The organism is Methylobacterium dankookense (genome assembly GCF_902141855.1).
Taxonomy (GTDB): Bacteria; Pseudomonadota; Alphaproteobacteria; order Rhizobiales; family Beijerinckiaceae; genus Methylobacterium; species Methylobacterium dankookense.
The window spans coordinates 31718-49386 of the sequence record NZ_CABFVH010000019.1 but is presented as its reverse complement, the minus strand read 5'-3'; the positions used below and the strand labels follow the sequence as shown (position 1 = coordinate 49386).

At 71.2% G+C, this 17669-nt stretch carries 15 protein-coding genes; 9 read left to right on the top strand and 6 right to left on the bottom strand.

Annotated features, from left to right (window positions below; translation table 11 throughout):
* Positions 1 to 49: 49 nt before the first annotated feature.
* Entirely contained in the window at positions 50 to 1375 is a 1326-nt protein-coding gene (locus MTDSW087_RS15465; protein WP_144765398.1) for an OmpP1/FadL family transporter, read from the top strand.
* 164 nt (positions 1376 to 1539) lie between these two features.
* On the opposite strand, the gene MTDSW087_RS15460 is transcribed toward MTDSW087_RS15465, so the two are convergent.
* Entirely contained in the window at positions 1540 to 3336 is a 1797-nt protein-coding gene (locus tag MTDSW087_RS15460; RefSeq protein ID WP_144765396.1) for a PHA/PHB synthase family protein, read from the bottom strand.
* A gap of 126 nt (positions 3337 to 3462) precedes the next feature.
* Here MTDSW087_RS15460 and MTDSW087_RS15455 point away from each other — a divergent pair, with 126 nt between their 5' ends.
* The 3 genes from MTDSW087_RS15455 to MTDSW087_RS15445 all read left to right on the top strand — a co-directional run bounded on the left by MTDSW087_RS15455 (position 3463) and on the right by MTDSW087_RS15445 (position 5623).
* On the top strand, positions 3463 to 3870 hold the full coding sequence (locus tag MTDSW087_RS15455) for a hypothetical protein (RefSeq protein ID WP_238179312.1): 408 nt from the start codon (positions 3463 to 3465) through the stop codon (positions 3868 to 3870).
* 132 nt (positions 3871 to 4002) lie between these two features.
* Entirely contained in the window at positions 4003 to 5244 is a 1242-nt protein-coding gene (locus MTDSW087_RS15450; RefSeq protein WP_144765394.1) for an LL-diaminopimelate aminotransferase, read from the top strand.
* 154 nt (positions 5245 to 5398) lie between these two features.
* Complete coding sequence (locus MTDSW087_RS15445; RefSeq protein WP_144765392.1) at positions 5399 to 5623, top strand: hypothetical protein; 225 nt, start codon at positions 5399 to 5401, stop codon at positions 5621 to 5623.
* Positions 5624 to 6462: 839 nt separating this feature from the next.
* On the opposite strand, the gene MTDSW087_RS15440 is transcribed toward MTDSW087_RS15445, so the two are convergent.
* Entirely contained in the window at positions 6463 to 9894 is a 3432-nt protein-coding gene (locus MTDSW087_RS15440) for a YhdP family protein (protein WP_144765390.1), read from the bottom strand.
* A 163-nt stretch (positions 9895 to 10057) separates the two neighbouring features.
* Between MTDSW087_RS15440 and MTDSW087_RS15435 the strand changes: the two genes are divergently transcribed.
* Positions 10058 to 10525 (top strand): peroxiredoxin, encoded by a 468-nt coding sequence (locus tag MTDSW087_RS15435; RefSeq protein WP_144765388.1) that lies wholly within the window; start codon positions 10058 to 10060, stop codon positions 10523 to 10525.
* A gap of 83 nt (positions 10526 to 10608) precedes the next feature.
* Positions 10609 to 11715 carry a M23 family metallopeptidase gene (locus tag MTDSW087_RS15430; RefSeq protein ID WP_238179411.1) on the top strand — a complete coding sequence of 369 codons (1107 nt, stop codon included), beginning with the start codon at positions 10609 to 10611 and terminating at the stop codon, positions 11713 to 11715.
* A gap of 117 nt (positions 11716 to 11832) precedes the next feature.
* Here the strand turns inward: MTDSW087_RS15430 and prfB are convergent.
* Positions 11833 to 12961, bottom strand: a protein-coding gene (prfB, locus tag MTDSW087_RS15425; RefSeq protein WP_144765387.1) for a peptide chain release factor 2 whose coding sequence is annotated in 2 segments (ribosomal slippage) — positions 11833 to 12891 and positions 12893 to 12961 — 1128 coding nt in all. Because the reading frame shifts where the segments join, the coding sequence is not laid out codon by codon here.
* Positions 12962 to 13157: 196 nt separating this feature from the next.
* On the opposite strand from prfB, the gene MTDSW087_RS15420 reads away from it, so the two are divergent.
* On the top strand, positions 13158 to 13496 hold the full coding sequence (locus MTDSW087_RS15420) for a DUF3140 domain-containing protein (protein WP_144765385.1): 339 nt from the start codon (positions 13158 to 13160) through the stop codon (positions 13494 to 13496).
* Positions 13497 to 13542: 46 nt separating this feature from the next.
* Here MTDSW087_RS15420 and MTDSW087_RS15415 read toward each other — a convergent pair whose 3' ends face one another.
* Together MTDSW087_RS15415 and tyrS are read right to left on the bottom strand one after the other, a co-directional pair.
* Positions 13543 to 13890, bottom strand: a complete 348-nt coding sequence (locus tag MTDSW087_RS15415; RefSeq protein WP_144765383.1) for a hypothetical protein — start codon at positions 13888 to 13890, stop codon at positions 13543 to 13545.
* 265 nt (positions 13891 to 14155) lie between these two features.
* A complete protein-coding gene (gene tyrS / locus MTDSW087_RS15410; RefSeq protein ID WP_144765381.1) occupies positions 14156 to 15427 on the bottom strand; it encodes a tyrosine--tRNA ligase in 1272 nt (423 codons plus the stop codon).
* A 134-nt stretch (positions 15428 to 15561) separates the two neighbouring features.
* Here tyrS and MTDSW087_RS15405 point away from each other — a divergent pair, with 134 nt between their 5' ends.
* A complete protein-coding gene (locus tag MTDSW087_RS15405) occupies positions 15562 to 16695 on the top strand; it encodes an anhydro-N-acetylmuramic acid kinase (RefSeq protein ID WP_144765379.1) in 1134 nt (377 codons plus the stop codon).
* 76 nt (positions 16696 to 16771) lie between these two features.
* The gene (locus MTDSW087_RS15400) at positions 16772 to 17374 is read left to right on the top strand and encodes a DUF3578 domain-containing protein (RefSeq protein WP_144765377.1); all 603 of its coding nucleotides are present in this window, start codon (positions 16772 to 16774) and stop codon (positions 17372 to 17374) included.
* A 6-nt stretch (positions 17375 to 17380) separates the two neighbouring features.
* On the opposite strand, the gene MTDSW087_RS15395 is transcribed toward MTDSW087_RS15400, so the two are convergent.
* Complete coding sequence (locus MTDSW087_RS15395) at positions 17381 to 17668, bottom strand: addiction module antidote protein (protein WP_144765375.1); 288 nt, start codon at positions 17666 to 17668, stop codon at positions 17381 to 17383.
* Position 17669: the final 1 nt, after the last annotated feature.

Here is a 17669-nt window from a genome sequence, read left to right as displayed (position 1 = left end):
TGGGGTTCGAGAATCCAGCACCGTCAAAGAACTGAAGGGGTCGGAAAGCATGACGGTCAGGGTTCGTTCTCTCGTGCTGGCGGGCGTCGCCGCTGCGGCGCTCTGGTCGGGCACGCGCGAGGCGGGCGCCGGCGCGTTCGGCATCCGCGAGCAGAGCACGCAGGCGCAGGGCCTCTCCTTCGCGGGTGCGGCGTCGGGCTCCGGCGGCGTCTCCTCGATGTTCTGGAACCCGGCCGTCATCACCATGAACCCGGGCTGGGTGACGGAGCAGAACCTTACCTTCATCAACCTGTCGTCGGAGATCCGGCCGACGATCGGCACCAATCCGGGCTTCCTGCCGCTCGGCGGCTCGGGCGAGATCGGGCAGGGCGCCGTGGTCCCGGCGGGGGCCACCTCCTACCAGCTCAGCGACCGGCTCTGGATCGGCCTGCAGACCGGCGCGCCGTTCGGCCTCGTGACCAAGCCGAACCAGACCTGGGCCGGCGAGGTCTACGGCCGGTCGAGCCGGATCTTCTCGCTCGCCTTCAACCCGGTGATCGGCTTCAAGGTGAACGAGTGGCTCTCGGTCGCCGCGGGCCCGAACATCGAGTATTTCCGCCTGACCCTGCGGCAGGCCCTGCCGATCCCGGGCCTGCTGCCGACCGCCTATCCGAGCGCCTTCCTCAAGGGCGAATCCTGGGGCGTCGGCTTCACCGCGGGCGCCACCATCACGCCCTGGGCCGGCACGGTGCTCGGCATCGGCTACCGCTCCTCGGTGCACCACGACATCGAGGGCTCGATCGGCGTGCCGCTGGTGGCGCTCGCCCGCACCGCCGGCCAGGTCACGGCGAACCTCAACACGCCCGAGAAGCTCAGCGTCGGCCTGACCCAGGCGATCAACCCGGTCACCCGCATCAATCTCGGCTTCGAGTGGGACAACTGGACCCGGCTCGGCAATGTCGGCATCGTCTCGCGCACCCTCGGGGTGCCGGTGAGCAACCTGCCGCTCGACTACAAGGACGGCTTCACCTACTCGATCGGCGCCGAGTACGACTGGTCGCCGAGCCTGACGCTCCGCGGCGGCTTCGCCTACGAGGTCTCGCCGATCGACTTCGCCAACCGCTCGGTGCGCCTGCCCGACGGCGACCGCTACATCGCCTCGATCGGCGCGAGCTACCGCTGGAACGAGAAGCTGACGCTCAACCTCGCCTACTCGCACTTCTTCCTCGACCGCAACCGGATCCTCTCCGGGCCGGGCCGCGATTACAACGTCGCCAACCTCGCCTTCGCGGGCTACGCCGATGCCAGCGCCGACGTCGTCTCGGTGGGCTTCCGCTACGTGTTCGGCGAGCCGGCCCGGCCCGTCGAGGCCGCGCCGCTGATCCGCAAGTACTGAGCGACCCGGCTCAGGGATCCCCAAGGGCCCGAGGCCCTTGGGCGGGGTCCCGGGGCGCGCAGCCACGGGTTCGAAGCCCCGGCCCGGCATACCGGGCCGGGGCTTCGTCTGCAGGGTTCCACCCTGCACCCGCCAAAGGTCTCGACCGTTGGAATCCAGGATTCTCAGGACTTGATCCGGACATAGGTGCCCGGCGCCGCGCCCAGAGAGGGCAGGGAGCCCGCGCCCGGGATGCGGGCGGGCACCCGCTCCGGCGCCTGCGCCTCGATCCACGAGAACCAGTAGGGCCACCACGAGCCCTTGTTCTCCGTCGCGGCGTCGATCCAGTCCTCCAGGCGCCCCTGGACCGGACCGCCGGTCCAGTAGCCGTATTTCGGCTTGGCCGGCGGGTTGACCACGCCCGCGATATGCCCCGACCCGGCGAGCACGTAGTCGACCGGGCCGCCGAACCGGCGCGAGCCCTCGAAGACCGAGAGCGCCGGGGCGATGTGGTCCTCGCGGGTGGCGAGGTTGAAGACAGGCACCTTCACCTTCGACAGGTCGAGGCGCACGTTGCCGAGCACCATCTTCCCCTGGGCGAGGTTGTTCTCCAGGTAGCAGTTGCGCAGGTAGAAGGAGTGGTTGGCCGCCGGCATGCGCGTGGCGTCGGCGTTCCAGTAGAGCAGGTCGAAGGCCGAGGGCGGCTTCCCCTTCACGTAGTTGTTCACCACGTAGGACCAGATCAGGTCGTTGGGGCGCAGCATGTTGAAGGCGTTGGCCATGCGCGCGCCCTCGAGGTAGCCGCGCTCGGCCATGCGCGCCTCGACCTCCCGGATCTGCTCCTCGTCGGCGAAGACCTTGAGGTCGCCCGCATGGGTGAAGTCGACCTGCGTGGTGAGCAGGGTCGCGCTCCCGATGCGCACGTTGCCGGTGGCCGCCTGGTAGGCGAGCGTCACGGCGAGCAGCGTGCCGCCGACGCAATAGCCTGCCGCCGACACCTCGCGCTCGCCGGTGGCCGCGCCGATCGCGTCGATGGCCGCCTCGATGCCCTCGCGCATGTAGCTCTCGAAGTCCTTGTCCGCGTGCCGCTCGTCCGGGTTCACCCAGGAGATGCAGAACACCGTCAGGCCCTGGTCGACCATCCACTTGATGAAGCTCTTCTGCGGATTGAGGTCGAGGATGTAGAATTTGTTGATCCACGGCGGCACGATCAGGAACGGCCGCTTCAGCACCGTCTCGGTGGTCGGCGCGTACTGGATCAGCTCGATCAGGTCGTTGCGGAACACCACCTCGCCGGGGCTCACGGCGACGTTGCGGCCGACCTCGAAGCTCGTGGCATCGGTCTGGCGCACGCGCAGCGCGCCCTTGCCCGCCTCGATGTCCTCCTGGAGCATCTGCAGGCCGCGCAGCAGGTTCGCCCCGTTCTCGGTGAGCGTCTGCCGGAGCAGTTCGGGGTTCGTCAGCACGAAGTTCGAGGGCGAGAGGGCGCCGGCGATCTGGCGCAGGTAGAACTGCGCCTTGTGGCGGGTGCGCTCGTCGAGCCCCTCGGCCTCCTCGACGAGGTCCTCGGCCCAGCGCATCAGGATCAGGTAGCTCTGCTTGATGAAGTCGAAATAGGGGTTCGTCGACCACTCGGCATTGGCGAAGCGCGGATCCTTCGGCTCCGGGGCGGCGACCGGGGGCGGCTCCTGCCCCTGCAGGCGCAGCCAGGTATGGCCCCACAGGGTGACGAAGGATTCGCTCAGCCGGGTCTGCGCCTCCAGGCTCTTCTGCGGGTCCGAGAGCCAACGCTCGGCCACCAGGCCGAGCGTGCGGGCCATCTCGTTCAGCTCCTTGGGCGGGGTGCCCGGCACCGCCGCCCCGTCCGCGGGCTTCAGCATGTTCGAGACGTTGCGTCCCATGGCCTCGACGAACAGGCCCGCGTTGCGCGACAGCGCCTCGAAATCGGGTACGTGCGGCGGCAGCGACGGCTGGCTGGTCACGCGTGCATCTCTCCCTATGATCCGCCCGCGCCTTGAGATGCGCGGCGGGCCCTGATCCAAGCTAACGCAGGACGGGCCTCGTTTCCGACAAATTAAGGCGCGAGCCAGAGATTTTGCCAGACCGGCGTGACCGGCCGCCGCTACATCCGCACCATGTTCTTCGCCAACCATCACAGAGCTGTGACCCGCAGCACCCGCACCCTCCTGCTCGCCGCCCTGCTCGGGGCCGGGGGCTGCTCCGGCGATGTCGGGGCGCTCCGCGGCACCGGCATCGTGGGCTCGGCGCCGAAGGGCCCCGACGCGCCGGACTTCGTCGCGAGCAGCCGCAAGGCCGACCAGGACTACATGCCGGTCGGCGTCTCGGCGCCGAAGCGGACGGTGCGGGCGAAGTCCACGGAGGGCCAGAAGGCGCTGGAGGCGGAGCTCGAGAACGCGCGCAGCCGCAACGTCAGCCGCGGCAAGGCCGCCGAGAGCGCCGGCAAGACCGTGAACCCGTCGCCGGCTCCTGCTCCGGCCTCTGCGCCGACCCCCTGATCCGCGCCCCGGGCCGGCGCCGGGCGGCTCGTTTTCGGGGTCGGCGGCAATGGCCTTCCGTGCTAGAGAGGCCGACCCGCACGCCCGAACCCAAGAAGCGCCACACGGGACCCGTGCGCGATGGACAATGCCATGACCGACTTCCACCGCATCAAGCGCCTTCCGCCTTACGTCTTCGAGCAGGTGAACCGGATCAAGGCTGCCGCCCGGGCCAACGGCGCCGACATCATCGATCTCGGCATGGGCAATCCCGACCTCGACGCCCCCAAGCACGTCATCGCCAAGCTCTGCGAGACGGCGGGGCGCCCGCGCACCGACCGCTACTCCGCCTCCAAAGGCATCGCCGGCCTGCGCCGCGCCCAGGCCGGCTACTACCAGCGCCGCTTCGGCGTGAGCCTGAACCCCGACACCCAGGTGGTGGCGACGCTCGGCTCCAAGGAGGGCTTCGCCAACATGGCCCAGGCGATCACCGCGCCGGGCGACGTGGTGCTGGTGCCGAACCCGAGCTACCCGATCCACGCCTTCGGCTTCCTGATGGCGGGCGGCGTGATCCGCTCCGTGCCGGCCGAGCCGACGCCGGCCATGTTCCCGGCGCTCGAGCGGGCGATGCAGCACTCGATCCCGAAGCCCGTGGCGCTCGTGGTCTGCTACCCCTCGAACCCGACCGCCTACGTGGCGGGCCTCGACTTCTACAAGGACCTCGTCGCCTTCGCGAAGAAGCACGAGCTGATCCTGCTCTCGGACCTCGCCTATGCCGAGGTCTATTTCGACGGCGAGCCGCCGCCCTCCGTGCTGCAGGTGCCGGGCGCGATCGACTGCACGGTGGAGTTCACCTCCCTGTCGAAGACCTATTCCATGGCCGGCTGGCGCATGGGCTTCGCGGTGGGCAACCAGCGCCTGCTCGCGGCGCTCACCCGGGTGAAGTCCTATCTCGATTACGGCGCCTTCACGCCGATCCAGGTGGCGGCCACCGCCGCGCTGAACGGGCCCGACGACTGCATCCACGAGATGCGCTCGATCTACCGCAAGCGCCGCGACGCGCTGGTCGATTCCTTCGGCAAGGCCGGCTGGAAGATCCCGGCGCCCGCCGCCTCGATGTTCGCCTGGGTGCCGATCCCGGAGAAGTTCCGCGAGCTCGGCAGCCTGGAATTCTCCAAGCTGCTGCTGGAGAAGTCCGACGTGGCGGTGGCGCCCGGCATCGGCTTCGGCGAGCACGGCGACGAGTATGTCCGCATCGCGCTGGTCGAGAACGAGCAGCGCATCCGGCAGGCGGCGCGCAACATCCGCCGCTTCTTCGACGGCGCCGACAAGACCCTGCACAACGTCGTCCCCATCACGACCCCCACCGAGAACCCGATGGCGAAGGCGGGCTGACCCCCGCACTCGCCGGCCCGGCCGCGATGTTGCGGCCGGGCGACAGGGACCGGTAAAGCCGCCGCCGCGGGTGCCGCGGCGCTTGTCGCGCGCGATGCGCTGGGCGAGGGTTTCCGGAGGGGTCCCGATCGTTCCTTGCGTTCCCGAGGGTTGCATGCGCCGCCTGAACCTGAAAGCCGCCGCGCTCGCCGCCCTCGTCCTCGGCACCGTCGGCGCCTGCGCGCCGAACCCGATCGTGGCGCGCGACCCCGTCCCGGCCCCCGGCCCGCAGGACGCCTTCGTCTGCGATTCGCGCCCGCTGCCGCTCAACGCCTTCGACACCGCCTGCGACCCGGCGCGCGGTCCGGGCCCCGCCGTAGTGCTGCGCTCGAAGGGCTGAGCGCCCACGCGTCTTCGGCTCCGCGCGTCGTGTGACGCCGGAGGCTTGGCCGGAGAGGGAGACGCGGGACGCCGCGGAACCCTGAACGATATGCGCAAACACCGGTCCCCCGGCGTCCCGCGGATGAGAGAGGCAGGCTGCCCGGTCTCACCCGATTTGAGCGTCGCGGTTTCTTGGATACCCGCCTGCATCGACCCCGACCTCGGATGGCCTGGTATCGGGGTTGGTCCCGCGACGCGGTGCGTCCCCCATCCCAGCCTCGTCCTCGGCAGACGTAACGTGTCCTGCACCCGGCCTCGTATTGGGCCCGGCATCGGTTCCTCGACCTGCAGGCCGGACTGTCGGCGCTGTCCCGTGTTCGTCCGGGCTGGCGCCGAGAACGGCCCTGTGTCGCGCAGAGGCGCCCGGGGCACCGGCTGACCGGCCGGCGACGCGGGAACCGCCGCGCTGTCCTGGTCCTTGCCGGCGGTCATCCGGCTCGGGCTCCCTGCTCACGGCGCGGCGGGTTGCAGGACCCGTCGCGCCGTGGGACAGCGCGTGGGGAGCTGCGTACGTGTTTTGTTCTCGCATGTCAAGCTTATTGTCATAAGCTGGGCCCGCTCTCCTCCCCCTTGCGGGGAGGAATTGGAGGTGGGGGTGGGGCAGAAGGCACCGTCACGCCTCATCCTGGGCCACCCCCACCCCTACCCCCTCCCCGCAAGGGGGCGGGGAAGAGCCCATTCATGACATTGGGTTGGGAGCGGGCAGCGGCGGTGCCGGATCAGGTGCGGGCCCCCTCTCCCGTTCGAGAGAGGGAGCCTGTCGCGGTTCCCGTCCGCAGCCTGATCCCAGAAAACCCCTCAGCGGTCGCTCTGCGGCGCTTGCGCGTCGCCGTCGGCGACGGGGCCGCCGGCACTGAACAGCTTGCGCAGGAAGCCCGGCGCCACCGCCGAGAGCGGGTTCACGCTGACATCCGGGGCGCTGAGCTTGCCCTGGACCCGGAAATTGACCGCGAACAGCCCCTCGTTGTGCCCGCCGGCCAGCAGCGGCCCGAACAGCGGCACCTGCGCGACCACGTTGTTCAGCCCGTAGAGCGGCACGAAGGTGCCGTTGATGTCCGTGCGCTCGCGGCCGGTGTCGAGATAGCCGGAGAGGGTGAAGCCCATGGCCGCGTTGGAGATCGCCGCGTCGGTGAAGTCGACCCGGCTGCCGGTGCGCACGAAGTTCGCGCGCATCCGGTCGAAGGTGACCTCGCTCGCCGGCTGCACGGCGGGGCGGCGGCGCCCGCGGGCATCCACCGTGTCGGGCGCCTCCGGCCCCTTGGCCATGATGCTGGAGAGCGCCGGCTCGTTGCGGAGGGTGAAGTTGCGGATCTGGATGACGCCGGCTTGCGGGCCGTCGTTGAGATTGATCCCGGCATTGAGCCGGCCGCCGACCATGCGCTTGTAGATGTCGACGAAGCGGAGCGTCGCGCCCGCATCGGCCGATTCCACCTGCAGCACCGGCACGCCGCGCTCGCCCCGGCCCACGCTCACCGCGAGGGGCGAGGAGCGGAAGCGGCCGGCGATCGCGGCCGAGCGCAGGTCGCGCCCGTGCAGCGAGACCTTGACGCTCGCATTGGTGAGCGCCTCCTCGTTGTAGCCGGTGAGGATGCCGAGCTGGACGTCGGCGTCGATGTCCTTGGGCCCCGAATCCTTGCCCTTCTGCTCGGGCCCGAGCATCGATTTCAGGAAGGGCCGGGCATCGGCCACCGCGCCGCGCACGCTGACCTTGTAGCCGGCGCCCGCGCGGTCCACGACCACGCGCATGTCGTCGCCGGGCGAGAGCTTGAGGCTCGCGAACTCGGCCCGCTCCAGCCCTGAATCACCGATCGACGCGCTGCCCCGCGCCGAGGCCGCCCCGGCATCAAGGACGATGTCGCGCAGATCCGCCCCGCTCCCGGCCTCGGTCAGGGTGAAGCTGAGCCGGCCGGGCCGGCCGGCGGGCTTGGCGAGGCCCGGCAGCAGCCCGTCGATCCCGGCCCGGGTCAGGTCGGCCTCGACCCGGACCGGCGCCTTGCCGGCGCGCCCGAGGGGCATCACCGCCTTCACGGGGATCGTCCCGGTGAGCTGGGGCGCGGCCGGCAGGCCCTTCTTCACGCGGAAGGCGTCGTCGAGGGCGAGGCTCACCTGCACCTCGCCACCGCCCTTGTCCCCGCCGGTGGGCTTGGGCTGGCGCAGGTCGATCGCCACGGGCGCGCCGAGCATCCGGGCCTCGCCCTTCAGGCCGAAGCCGTCGCGGCCGTAGGAGACCGCGAAGCGGCCCGATTCGAGCCGGTCCTTGCCCACCACCTTGTCCACGGTGAGGTCGGTGAGGCTGCCGGTCAGCGTCACCGGCAGGTCGGGCAAATCGGGGATGTGCTTGAGGTTGAGCGGGAAGGCGATGCGCAGGTCGGCCGCGCCCTTCACCGTCGCCGGGTCGATGTCGGCCCCGGTCAAGTTGCGGAACAGCTTGGTCTGGAGCAGGGCGGCCAGCGCGTCGGCGCCCCCGGACAGGCGCAGGCCGATCTGCGCCACCACCGTGTCGGGGGTGATCTCGGGGATGACGAAGCTGCCCTCGCCGATGGCGAGCGCGCGGCCCTCGCCGAGGCGGAGATCGGCGGTGACGTCGCGGATTCGGGTGGTGCGCCCGGTGATGGTGCCGGCCACGCGCCCGTTGGTGAGCGGCGGCGCGTCGGGCGAGATCTCCAGCGTCGCGTCCGCGATGCGGAAGTCGATATGCACGGCGTTGTCGGGCATCGGGTCGCCCCGGGTCGCGGCGGCGAGCTCGGCGCCGGACATGTCGACGGCGATGTCGAGGCTCTCGATGCGGGCGGCGCGCAGCTCGTCCACGAGGTAGTTGCGGGCGCCCGGCGCGATGTTCTCGGGCCAGAGCCGCAGCGCCGTGCGCGCCTCGCTGTCGCTCGCCACGATGCGCAGAGTCAGGCCGTCATCGTCGGCGCTGGTGCCGAGCGTGCCGCTGAGGCGGCCCTTCACTCCGGCCCCGGCCAGGGTCATCGCGTCGATGGAGACGCCGCCGGCCCGGCCGGAGAGCTGCGCCTCGACGGCGTCGATCTTCACCGGCACGTCCTTGGGCGCGGCGCCGCGCAGGATCGCGTCGCGGCCCGACAGGGTGGCCGTCCAGGCGGTGTCGGCGCCGGCCGGGCTCGCCTGCCAGGAGCCGGTGAGGCGCACCGCGTTGCCCGCGCCGCGATAGTCGAGGTCGGTGAGCGTCATCGCCCGGGCGCCCTCGTCCCAGCGACCGCGGGCGGTGACGCTCTCCACGGTGACGGGGTTGAAGTCCTTCTCCTCGATCAGCAGCGAGCCGTCGCCCGTATGCACGGCGAGGTCCATCGCCTCGATCCGGCCCGCGGCGAGGCGGACATCGGCCTTGGCCGAGAGCTTGAGATCGGTGGTGAGGGGCAGCTTCGACTGGCCGGAGAGCAGGAGCAGGTCGGTGGCCGGCAGGTCGTCCAGGGTGATGACCCCGGTGCGCTCGCCGCTCGCCGCCTCGCGCAGGGTGCCGCCGAAGCGCCACTGCCCGTGCGGCCCGTCGATGCGCAGCTCGAACATGCGCGCGTCCTGGGTGGCGTCGCGCCCGAACAGGCCGTTGACGCGCTCGAACACCGCGCGCTCGCGCCCGTCCTCGTCGAGAAGCGTCAGGCGGGAATTGGTGACGCGGGCCCGGTCGAGGGCGCCGACCACGCCCGCCGGATCGAGCACCACGCCGAAGATCGAGGCGATGCCGGCCGAGAGCGGCGACACCGTGCCGCGGGCGGAATCGACGCTCGGCAGGGTCTGCGGCGTGCTCGCCTTGCCCGCATCGGGCGAGGCGAAGGCGATGGAGCCGTCCCGGTGGACGAGCGCCGTCATCTGCACGTCGCGGAACTCGATGGAGCGCGGCTGCACGGCGAGGCGGAGCAGGCTCCAGCCGTCGAGGCTGACCACGGCGAGCGGCGCGCGCACCACCAGGGCGCCCTGCGGGTTGCGGATGTCGAGCCCGGCGACGCGGAGCGCCAGCGCGTGCTCGGAATCGAGTTCGAGCGAGCTGTCGGAGAGGTCGATGCGCCAGCCCGGGCCGATCCGCTCGGCCACCGCGGCGGCGACGCGGCCCGAGAAGGCGTCGAGGCTGATCGGGCCCCAGGCGAGGCGCAGCCAGGCGAGGCCGCCGCCGATCCCGACGAGGAGCACGAGGCCGAGCGCCGTGACCAGGCAGAGCCAGCCCCAGCGCCGCCCCGGCCGAGGCGGCTTCAGTCCCTCGGGTTGTTCAGCCATCGAGACCTTGCATTCCAAGCTTGACCGCTGGATCGGGGAACCTGAGGACTATAAGAGGAGCGCGGACGATCGCGAGCTGGCCCGGCCGCCAATGCCGTTGTTCGGCCGTTGCTCGCGCTCATCCCGCCCAGGCACACCATCAATCGGCCGAAAGGAAGGCACGATGTCCTTGGAAATCGGCAATCCGGCGCCCGACTTCACATTGTCCGGCTCGGGCGGGACGACCATCGCGCTCGCGGAGATGCGCGGTCACAAGGTCGTGCTCTACTTCTACCCGAAGGACGATACTAGCGGCTGCACCCTGGAGGCGCAGGGCTTCAACGGGCTGCTGCCGGACTTCGCGGCGGCCGACACCCGGGTGATCGGTCTCTCGCCCGACCCGGTGAAAAGCCACGACAAGTTCTGTGGCAATTATGGATTGCAATTTCCACTTGCATCCGACGAGTCGAAGACGGTTCTTCAGGCCTACGGCGTCTGGGTCGAGAAGAGCATGTACGGGCGCAAGTACATGGGCGTGGAGCGCACCACGGTTCTCGTCGACCGCGAGGGCCGGATCGCGCGGGTCTGGCCGAAGGTGAAGGTGCCGGGCCATGCCGAGGAGGTCCTGGAGGCCGCCCGCGCCCTGGCGTGACGGTCGGCGTGACGGGCCGCCCCTTCGCGCTTCCTTAACCTTACCGGGTCCTGAATGGGCGGGCGATTCGAACCCCGCCCGCCATGCGCCCCTCCCGCCAGACCAAGACGATGCCGCGACGCGGCCGGGCCCTCCTCGCGGCGGGGCTCGCCGTCACGAGCCTCTGGGCGGGGACGGCGACCTACGGCCTCGTCTTCCATGACGACCTGATGGCGGGCCTGCTCGCCCGGCAGGGCGCGATCCAGGCCGATTACGAGAGCCGCCTCGGCGAGTTGCGCGCCGAGGTCGAGGCGGGGCGGCGCGAGCAATCGGCCCTGCGCCTGGGCCTGGAACGCCGCCTCGCGGCCGCGCTCGACCGGCAGGCCGAGCTGGAGCGCCGCCAGGCCGTCGTGACGCGGATGCCCGATTCCGATCCGCGCTTGGCCGAGCCCGCCCCGGCGCCCGAACCCTTCTCCTTGCGCGACGCGGAAGGCCGGCCGGGCCGGGCCGCCGCCGAGCGGCTCCAGGGCCTCGAATCCGCCCTCGACGCGGTCCAGGCAGCGCAGGCGCGCGCCCTCGGCCGGGTCGCGGCCGGGGCGGCGCGGCGGATGCAGCGCCTGCGCGGCGTGATCCGCGGCGCCGGGCTCGATCCCGCCCGCTTCGAGGGGCCGGCGCCCGCCGCCATGGGCGGCCCGCTGGTGCCGGTCTCAGGGGACGCCTTCGCCGAGACCCTGGAGGCGGCGCAGCGCGCCGTGGACGAGGCCGAGCGGCTGCATCGGCTTGCCGGCAACCTGCCCCTGCGCCGGCCGATCCTCGGCGCGAGCAGCATGTCGAGCCCCTTCGGCGCGCGCCTCGACCCGTTCACGCGGGGGCTCGCGCTCCATACCGGGCTCGATCTCAAGGCGGAGTTCGGCGAGGCGGCCCGCGCCACGGCCCCGGGCCGCGTCACGCTCGCCGAGGCGGCGGGCGGCTACGGCAACATGGTGGAGATCGACCACGGCCACGGGCTGACCACCCGCTTCGCCCATCTCGCCCGGATCGCGGTGGTGCCGGGCCAGATCGTCGCGGCCGGGCAGGTGGTGGGTCGGGTCGGCTCGACCGGCCGCTCCACCGGCGCCCATCTGCATTACGAGACGCGGGTCGACGGCGAGCCGGTCGATCCCGAGCGCTTCCTCGATGCCGGCCGCCTGCTCGCCGCAGGCAGCCCGTAGGATCCGGGATCCCAAAGGGATCATCCCTTTGGCAGGGTCTCGGGGCAGAGCCCCGAGGTCTTCCCAGGGCTTTGCCCTGGACCCGCGAGAGGGCTGAGCCCTCTCGACACCCTGACGTCAGTCGATGTCCTCGACCGCCTCGGCGCCGCCATAGACGCGCTGGGCGAGGGAGGCTTCCATGAAGGGGTCGAGGTCGCCGTCGAGCACCTCGTCCGGGTCGGTCGACTGCGTGCCCGTGCGCAGGTCCTTCACGAGCTGGTAGGGCTGCAGCACGTAGGAGCGGATCTGGTGGCCCCAGCCGATATCCGTCTTCGAGGCGGCCTCGGCATTGGCCTTCTCCTCGCGCTTCTTCAGCTCGGCCTCGTAGAGCCGCGCGCGCAGCATGTTCCAGGCGGTCGCCCGGTTCTTGTGCTGCGAGCGCTCCTGCTGGCAGGCCACCACGATGCCGGTCGGATTGTGCGTGATGCGCACCGCCGAATCGGTGGTGTTGACGTGCTGGCCGCCCGCGCCCGACGACCGGTAGGTGTCGATGCGGCAGTCGGATTCCTTGATCTCGATCTCGATCCGGTCGTCGATCACCGGATAGACCCAGACGCTCGCGAAGCTGGTGTGGCGGCGCGCGTTGGAATCGTAGGGCGAGATCCGCACGAGGCGGTGCACGCCCGATTCCGTCTTGAGCCAGCCATAGGCGTTGTGGCCCTTGATCAGGAGCGTGGCGCCCTTGATCCCGGCCTCCTCGCCGTCGGTCATCTCGACGATGTCGACCTTGAACTTCCGCCGCTCGGCCCAGCGCCCGTACATGCGCTGGAGCATGTTGGCCCAGTCCTGGCTCTCGGTGCCGCCGGCGCCGGCATGCACCTCGAGATAGGTGTCGAAGCCGTCGGCCTCGCCCGAGAGCAGGGTCTCGACCTGCCGGCTCGCGGCCTCCTTCTCGACGGCCTTGATGGCGGCCTCGCCCTCGGCGATCGAGGCGGCGTCGCCCTCCATCTCGCCGAGCTCGATCAGCGTGACCCCGTCCTCGAGGTCGCGTTCGAGCTTGCGGATGGCGCTGACGGCCTCGTCGAGCTGCTGGCGCTCGCGCATGACCTTCTGCGCGGCCTCGGCATCGTTCCAGAGGTCGGGATCCTCCGACGCGGCGTTCAGCTCCGCGAGGCGTTTATCGACGGTGTCCCAGTCAAAGATGCCTCCTCAGCAGTCCTATAGACTGCTTGGCGGCATCCGAGGCTTGCTCGATCTCGGCGCGCATCTTGTGTTTCGCTGATGGTGGCGGGCCCCCTGATCGGGGCCGGTGCCGGGTGATACCGGCGGCGTCCCGCGCTGTAAACACGCCGCCGCCCTGCGTCGCCGGACCGCATGGGGCCAGGCCGGGCCGCGGAAGAACCGCGCGCCCGCGGCGCGTTGGTGGCGCGACAGCATCGCCTGCGGCGTCAGCGGAGGAATCCATGCCCGAGACCGACCATGCCGAGACCTGGAAGGACTTCAACGCGGCCGTGAACATGACCCCGGCCGCGCTGCGCAAGCACCTCGACAGCGAGGCCAGCAAGGCGGTCGGCCAGAAGACGGATGGGGACGAGTCCACCGGACACGCGATGGGCCGGCGCATCCTCGCGATCAAGGACACGGCGAAGGCCGACCTGACGGAGGACGACTACGCCGCGATGCGCAAGGTGGTGGGCTACGTCCACCGCCACCTCGCCCAGGGCGGCAAGGCGCGCTCCGACCCCGATTCCGCCTGGCGCATGTCCCTGATGAACTGGGGGCACGACCCGGAGAAGGATTGAGGGCACCCATTCCCTCCCCCCTCTGCGGGGGAGGGAAAGTAAAACCTCAGCGCGGCGGCAGCGGCGGCGCGATGTAGGCCGGAGCCAGCACGTAGCTCTTGGGGTGCCTGCGGGCGCCGAGGCGGCCCTCGGTGGGCTGGTCGCTGTAATAGTCGAAGCCGGTCAGCCCGAAGCCGCCGCCGTTCATCACGTGCGGCACCGGGATCGGCGGCACGGCGAGGTCGGGGCGGCCCGCCGGCACGATCACATGCCCGCCCGCGTCGGTCTGCAGCACGGTCGGCGCGTCGGGCGCGTGGAAGACGTAAGCGGCCGGCTGCGCCAGCGCCGTCCCGGCGCTCCCGAGGCCGAGGGCGATCAGGCCGGCGGCCAGGACGTGTCGGGGAGCGAGGGTCACGCGGGTCTCCGTCACAGCTCCGGCCGATCGGGCCGGACGGTCATTATGCCGGACGGGCCGGCGCCTGTCCGTTGCCTTCCTGCACGGGGGGAGGGGTTTTCCGCAACGTGGTGCAGCCTGCGGGACCGCATACGGAGCCGGCGGCGAGCTCTCTCCTCCCCCTTGCGGGGAGGAGTTGGAGGTGGGGGTGGTGCAGACGGCACCGTGACACCCAATCCTGAACCACCCCCCGCCCCTCCCCGCAAGGGGGAGGGGAGAGCGCAGCTCACTCCGCCTTGAGCAGCACGTGCCGCTTGCGGCCGAAGGAGAGCTTGATCACGCCCTCGGCGGTGAGGTCGCCGGTGCCCAGGGTCGCCTTCTCGTCGGCGACCTGGGCGTCGTTGACGCGCAGGCCCCCGCCCTTGATCTGGCGGCGCGCCTCGCTCGTGGAGGGGACGAGGGCGGCGTAGTCCGGCCCGAAGGCGGTGAGCACGCCGAGACCGGCCTCCAGCACGGCGCGCGGCACCGCGACGCTCGGCAGGTCGGCCGCGAGCGAGCCCTCCACGAAGGTCTTGCGCGCGGTCTCGGCGGCCGTGTCCGCCGCCTCGCGGCCGTGCATCAGCGCCGTCGCCTCGGTGGCGAGCACCTTCTTGGCCTCGTTGATCGCCGCGCCCCCGCGGCCGGCGAGATCGGCGATCTCGGAGAGCGGCAGGAAGGTGAACAGCTTCAGGAAGCGCTCGACGTCGGCATCCTCGGTGTTCCGCCAGAACTGCCAGTAATCGTAAGGGCTGAGCATCCCGGCATCGAGCCAGACGGCCCCGGAGGCGGTCTTGCCCATCTTGGCGCCCGACGCCGTGGTCAGGAGCGGGCAGGTGAGGGCGTAGAGCTGCGGCGTGCCCATGCGGCGGCCGAGATCGATGCCGTTGACGATGTTGCCCCACTGGTCCGAGCCGCCCATCTGCAGGATGCAGCCGTAGCGCCTGTTCAGCTCGACGAAGTCGTAGGACTGGAGGATCATGTAGTTGAACTCCAGGAACGACAGCTCCTGGTCGCGCTCCAGGCGCAGGCGCACGCTGTCCATCGACATCATGCGGTTCACGGAGAAGTGCCGGCCGATGTCGCGCAGCATCTCGATGTAGTTGAGCTTGGTCAGCCACTCGGCGTTGTCGACCATACGCGCGCCGTTGCCGGCCTCGCCGAAGTCGAGGAAGCGCGCGAAGGTCTTCTGGATGCCGGCCTTGTTCTCCTCGATCTGCTCGAGGGTCAGGATCTTGCGGGCCTCGTCGCGGCCGGACGGGTCGCCGACGCGGGTGGTGCCGCCGCCCATCAGCGCGATCGGCTTGCCCCCCGTCTTCTGCAGCCAGTGCAGCATCATGATCGAGAGGAGGTGGCCGATATGCAGCGAGGCCGCCGTGCAATCGTAGCCGACATAGGCGGTGAGCCGCCCCTCCAGGGCCGCCTGGTCGATCCCGGCGAGGTCGGAGCCCTGGTGGATGTAGCCGCGCTCCGTCAGGATCCGGAGGAAGTCGGATTTCGGGGCGAAGCTTTCAGAGGTCATGGTCGGGGTCTCGAAAGGTCGGGCGCGCGACAGGCGGGAGCGCGCGTGCTAGCTCGGCCGGGTTGAATGAGGTTCGGGGCGGCTCTTAGCAGGGCGCCCCGCGAAAGGCACGGGGCGAGGGGAACGAAGTCGCCATGGCGATGATGCGCGCGATCGGCCTGATGAGCGGCACCTCCCTCGACGGGGTCGACATCGCCCTGATCGAGACGGACGGGCAGGCGCTCAAGGTCGCCAAGGGCCACAACAACTTCCTCGAGCCGCTGGGGCCGACCGGCTATCGCGGCTATTCGGACGCGGAGAAGGCGCTGCTGCGCGCCGCCACCAAGGACGCGGAGAGCGTGGTCAGGCCCGACGACCGGCCGGGCCGCCTGCCGGAGGCGGAGGCCTTCGTGACGCAGGCCCATGCCGAGGCGGTGGAGCGCTTCCTCGCCGAGAACGGGCTCTCTCCCTCCGACATCGACGTGATCGGCTTCCACGGCCAGACCGTGATCCACCGGCCGGACCACCGCATCACGATCCAGATCGGCGACGGGCAGGCTCTGGCCTCGCGCCTCGGGATTCCGGTGGTGTCGGATCTCCGCCGCGCCGATATCGAGGCGGGCGGGCAGGGGGCGCCCCTGGTGCCGGTCTTCCACAAGGCGCTGGCCGAGGCCTCGGGGATGGAGGGGCCGTTCGGCATCCTCAATATCGGGGGCGTGGCCAACGCGACGCTGGTCGATTCCAACGGCGGCGTGATCGCCTTCGACACGGGGCCGGGCAATGCCCTGATCGACGAGTGGATGCAGGAGCGCGAGAACAAGAACCTCGACGATGGCGGGCGCACCGCCGCCCGCGGCCGGCCGGACGAGCAGCTCCTGGCCTGGCTTCTGACCCACCCGTTCTTCTTCCGGAAGCCGCCGAAATCCCTCGACCGGAACTGGTTCTCGCACAAGCTCGCGGGCCAGCTCTCCACGGAGGACGGGGCGGCGACACTCACCGCCTTCACGGCCCGCGCCGTGGCGCGCGCCCTCGACCACGCCCCCGAGATCCCGACCCGCTGGATCGTGGCCGGGGGCGGGGCGCGCAACGGCGAGCTGGTGCGGCTCCTGACCTATCACCTGCGCGCCGAGATCACGACGGCGGACGCGATCGGCTGGTCCTCGGCCTATCTGGAGGCGCAGGCCTTCGCCTTCCTCGCCGTGCGCTCGCTCCAGGGCCTGCCGATCACCTTCCCCGCCACCACGGGCGTGCGCGAGCCGATCTCCGGCGGGGTCCTGTCGCGGCCGTGAGCGGATCCCGGGTTTCCAAAGGCCTCAGGCCTTTGGCGGGTCCAGGGCGGAGCCCCGGAAGGCGGCGCTCCCCGGCATGAGCCTCGGCTACGCGCTCCGGCGCATCGCCGAGGAATACCCGCTGGCGCAGGCGGGCCCTCCGGCCGGGCACCCGCTCGCCGCCGTGATCCGCAGAGGCGCGCCGGACGAGCTGCGCCGGGCGCTCGCCGGGATCGACCGCACGTTCCTCGTGAAGGGCAGCCCCGGGCGCGGCACACGCTGGGCGGCCGTGCCCTGGCTCGCCGCCTTCGACCCCGCGGTCACGACGAGCGCCACGCAGGGCTACTACCTCGTCTATCTGTTTCCGGCCGACCGCGAGGCGGTGCAGCTCTCGCTGGCGCAGGGCACGGTCGCGGCGATCCGCGCGCACGGGCCGGGGGCGGGGGCCCATCTGCGCGCGAGCGGCGACGCCCTGCGGGACAGGCTCGCCGACTTCGCCGAGCGCCTGCCGGAGCGTGCGATCCGGCTCGGCTGCGCGGGTGCGCTGCCCGAGGGCTACGAGGCCGCCCACATCCTCGGCCTCCGCTACGGCCTCGCGGATCTCGGCGACGAGCGGCGCCTGATCGCCGACCTCGCGACCGGAGTGGCCGCCTACCGGGCCCTGAAGGCGCGGGGCGGACTCCAGATCGCGGACCGCTGAAGGCGTTCAGCCGGACGCGACCGTCGCAGTGAGGCGCACGTTGAGGGCGCCCAGCACGCGCAGCGTCGTGTCGAGGCTCGGATTGCCCTCGTCGGACAGGGCCCGGTACAGGCTCTCGCGCGAGAGGCCGGCCTCTCGCGCGATCTGCGTCATGCCGCGCGCCCGCGCCGCGACGCCGAGCGCGTGGCGGAACAGGGCCGCGTCGCCCTCCTCGATGGCTGCGGCGAGGTACTCGGCCACGGCCTCGTCGGTATCGAGGTGCTCGGCCGAATCGTAGGGTCGGGTCTCGGTCATG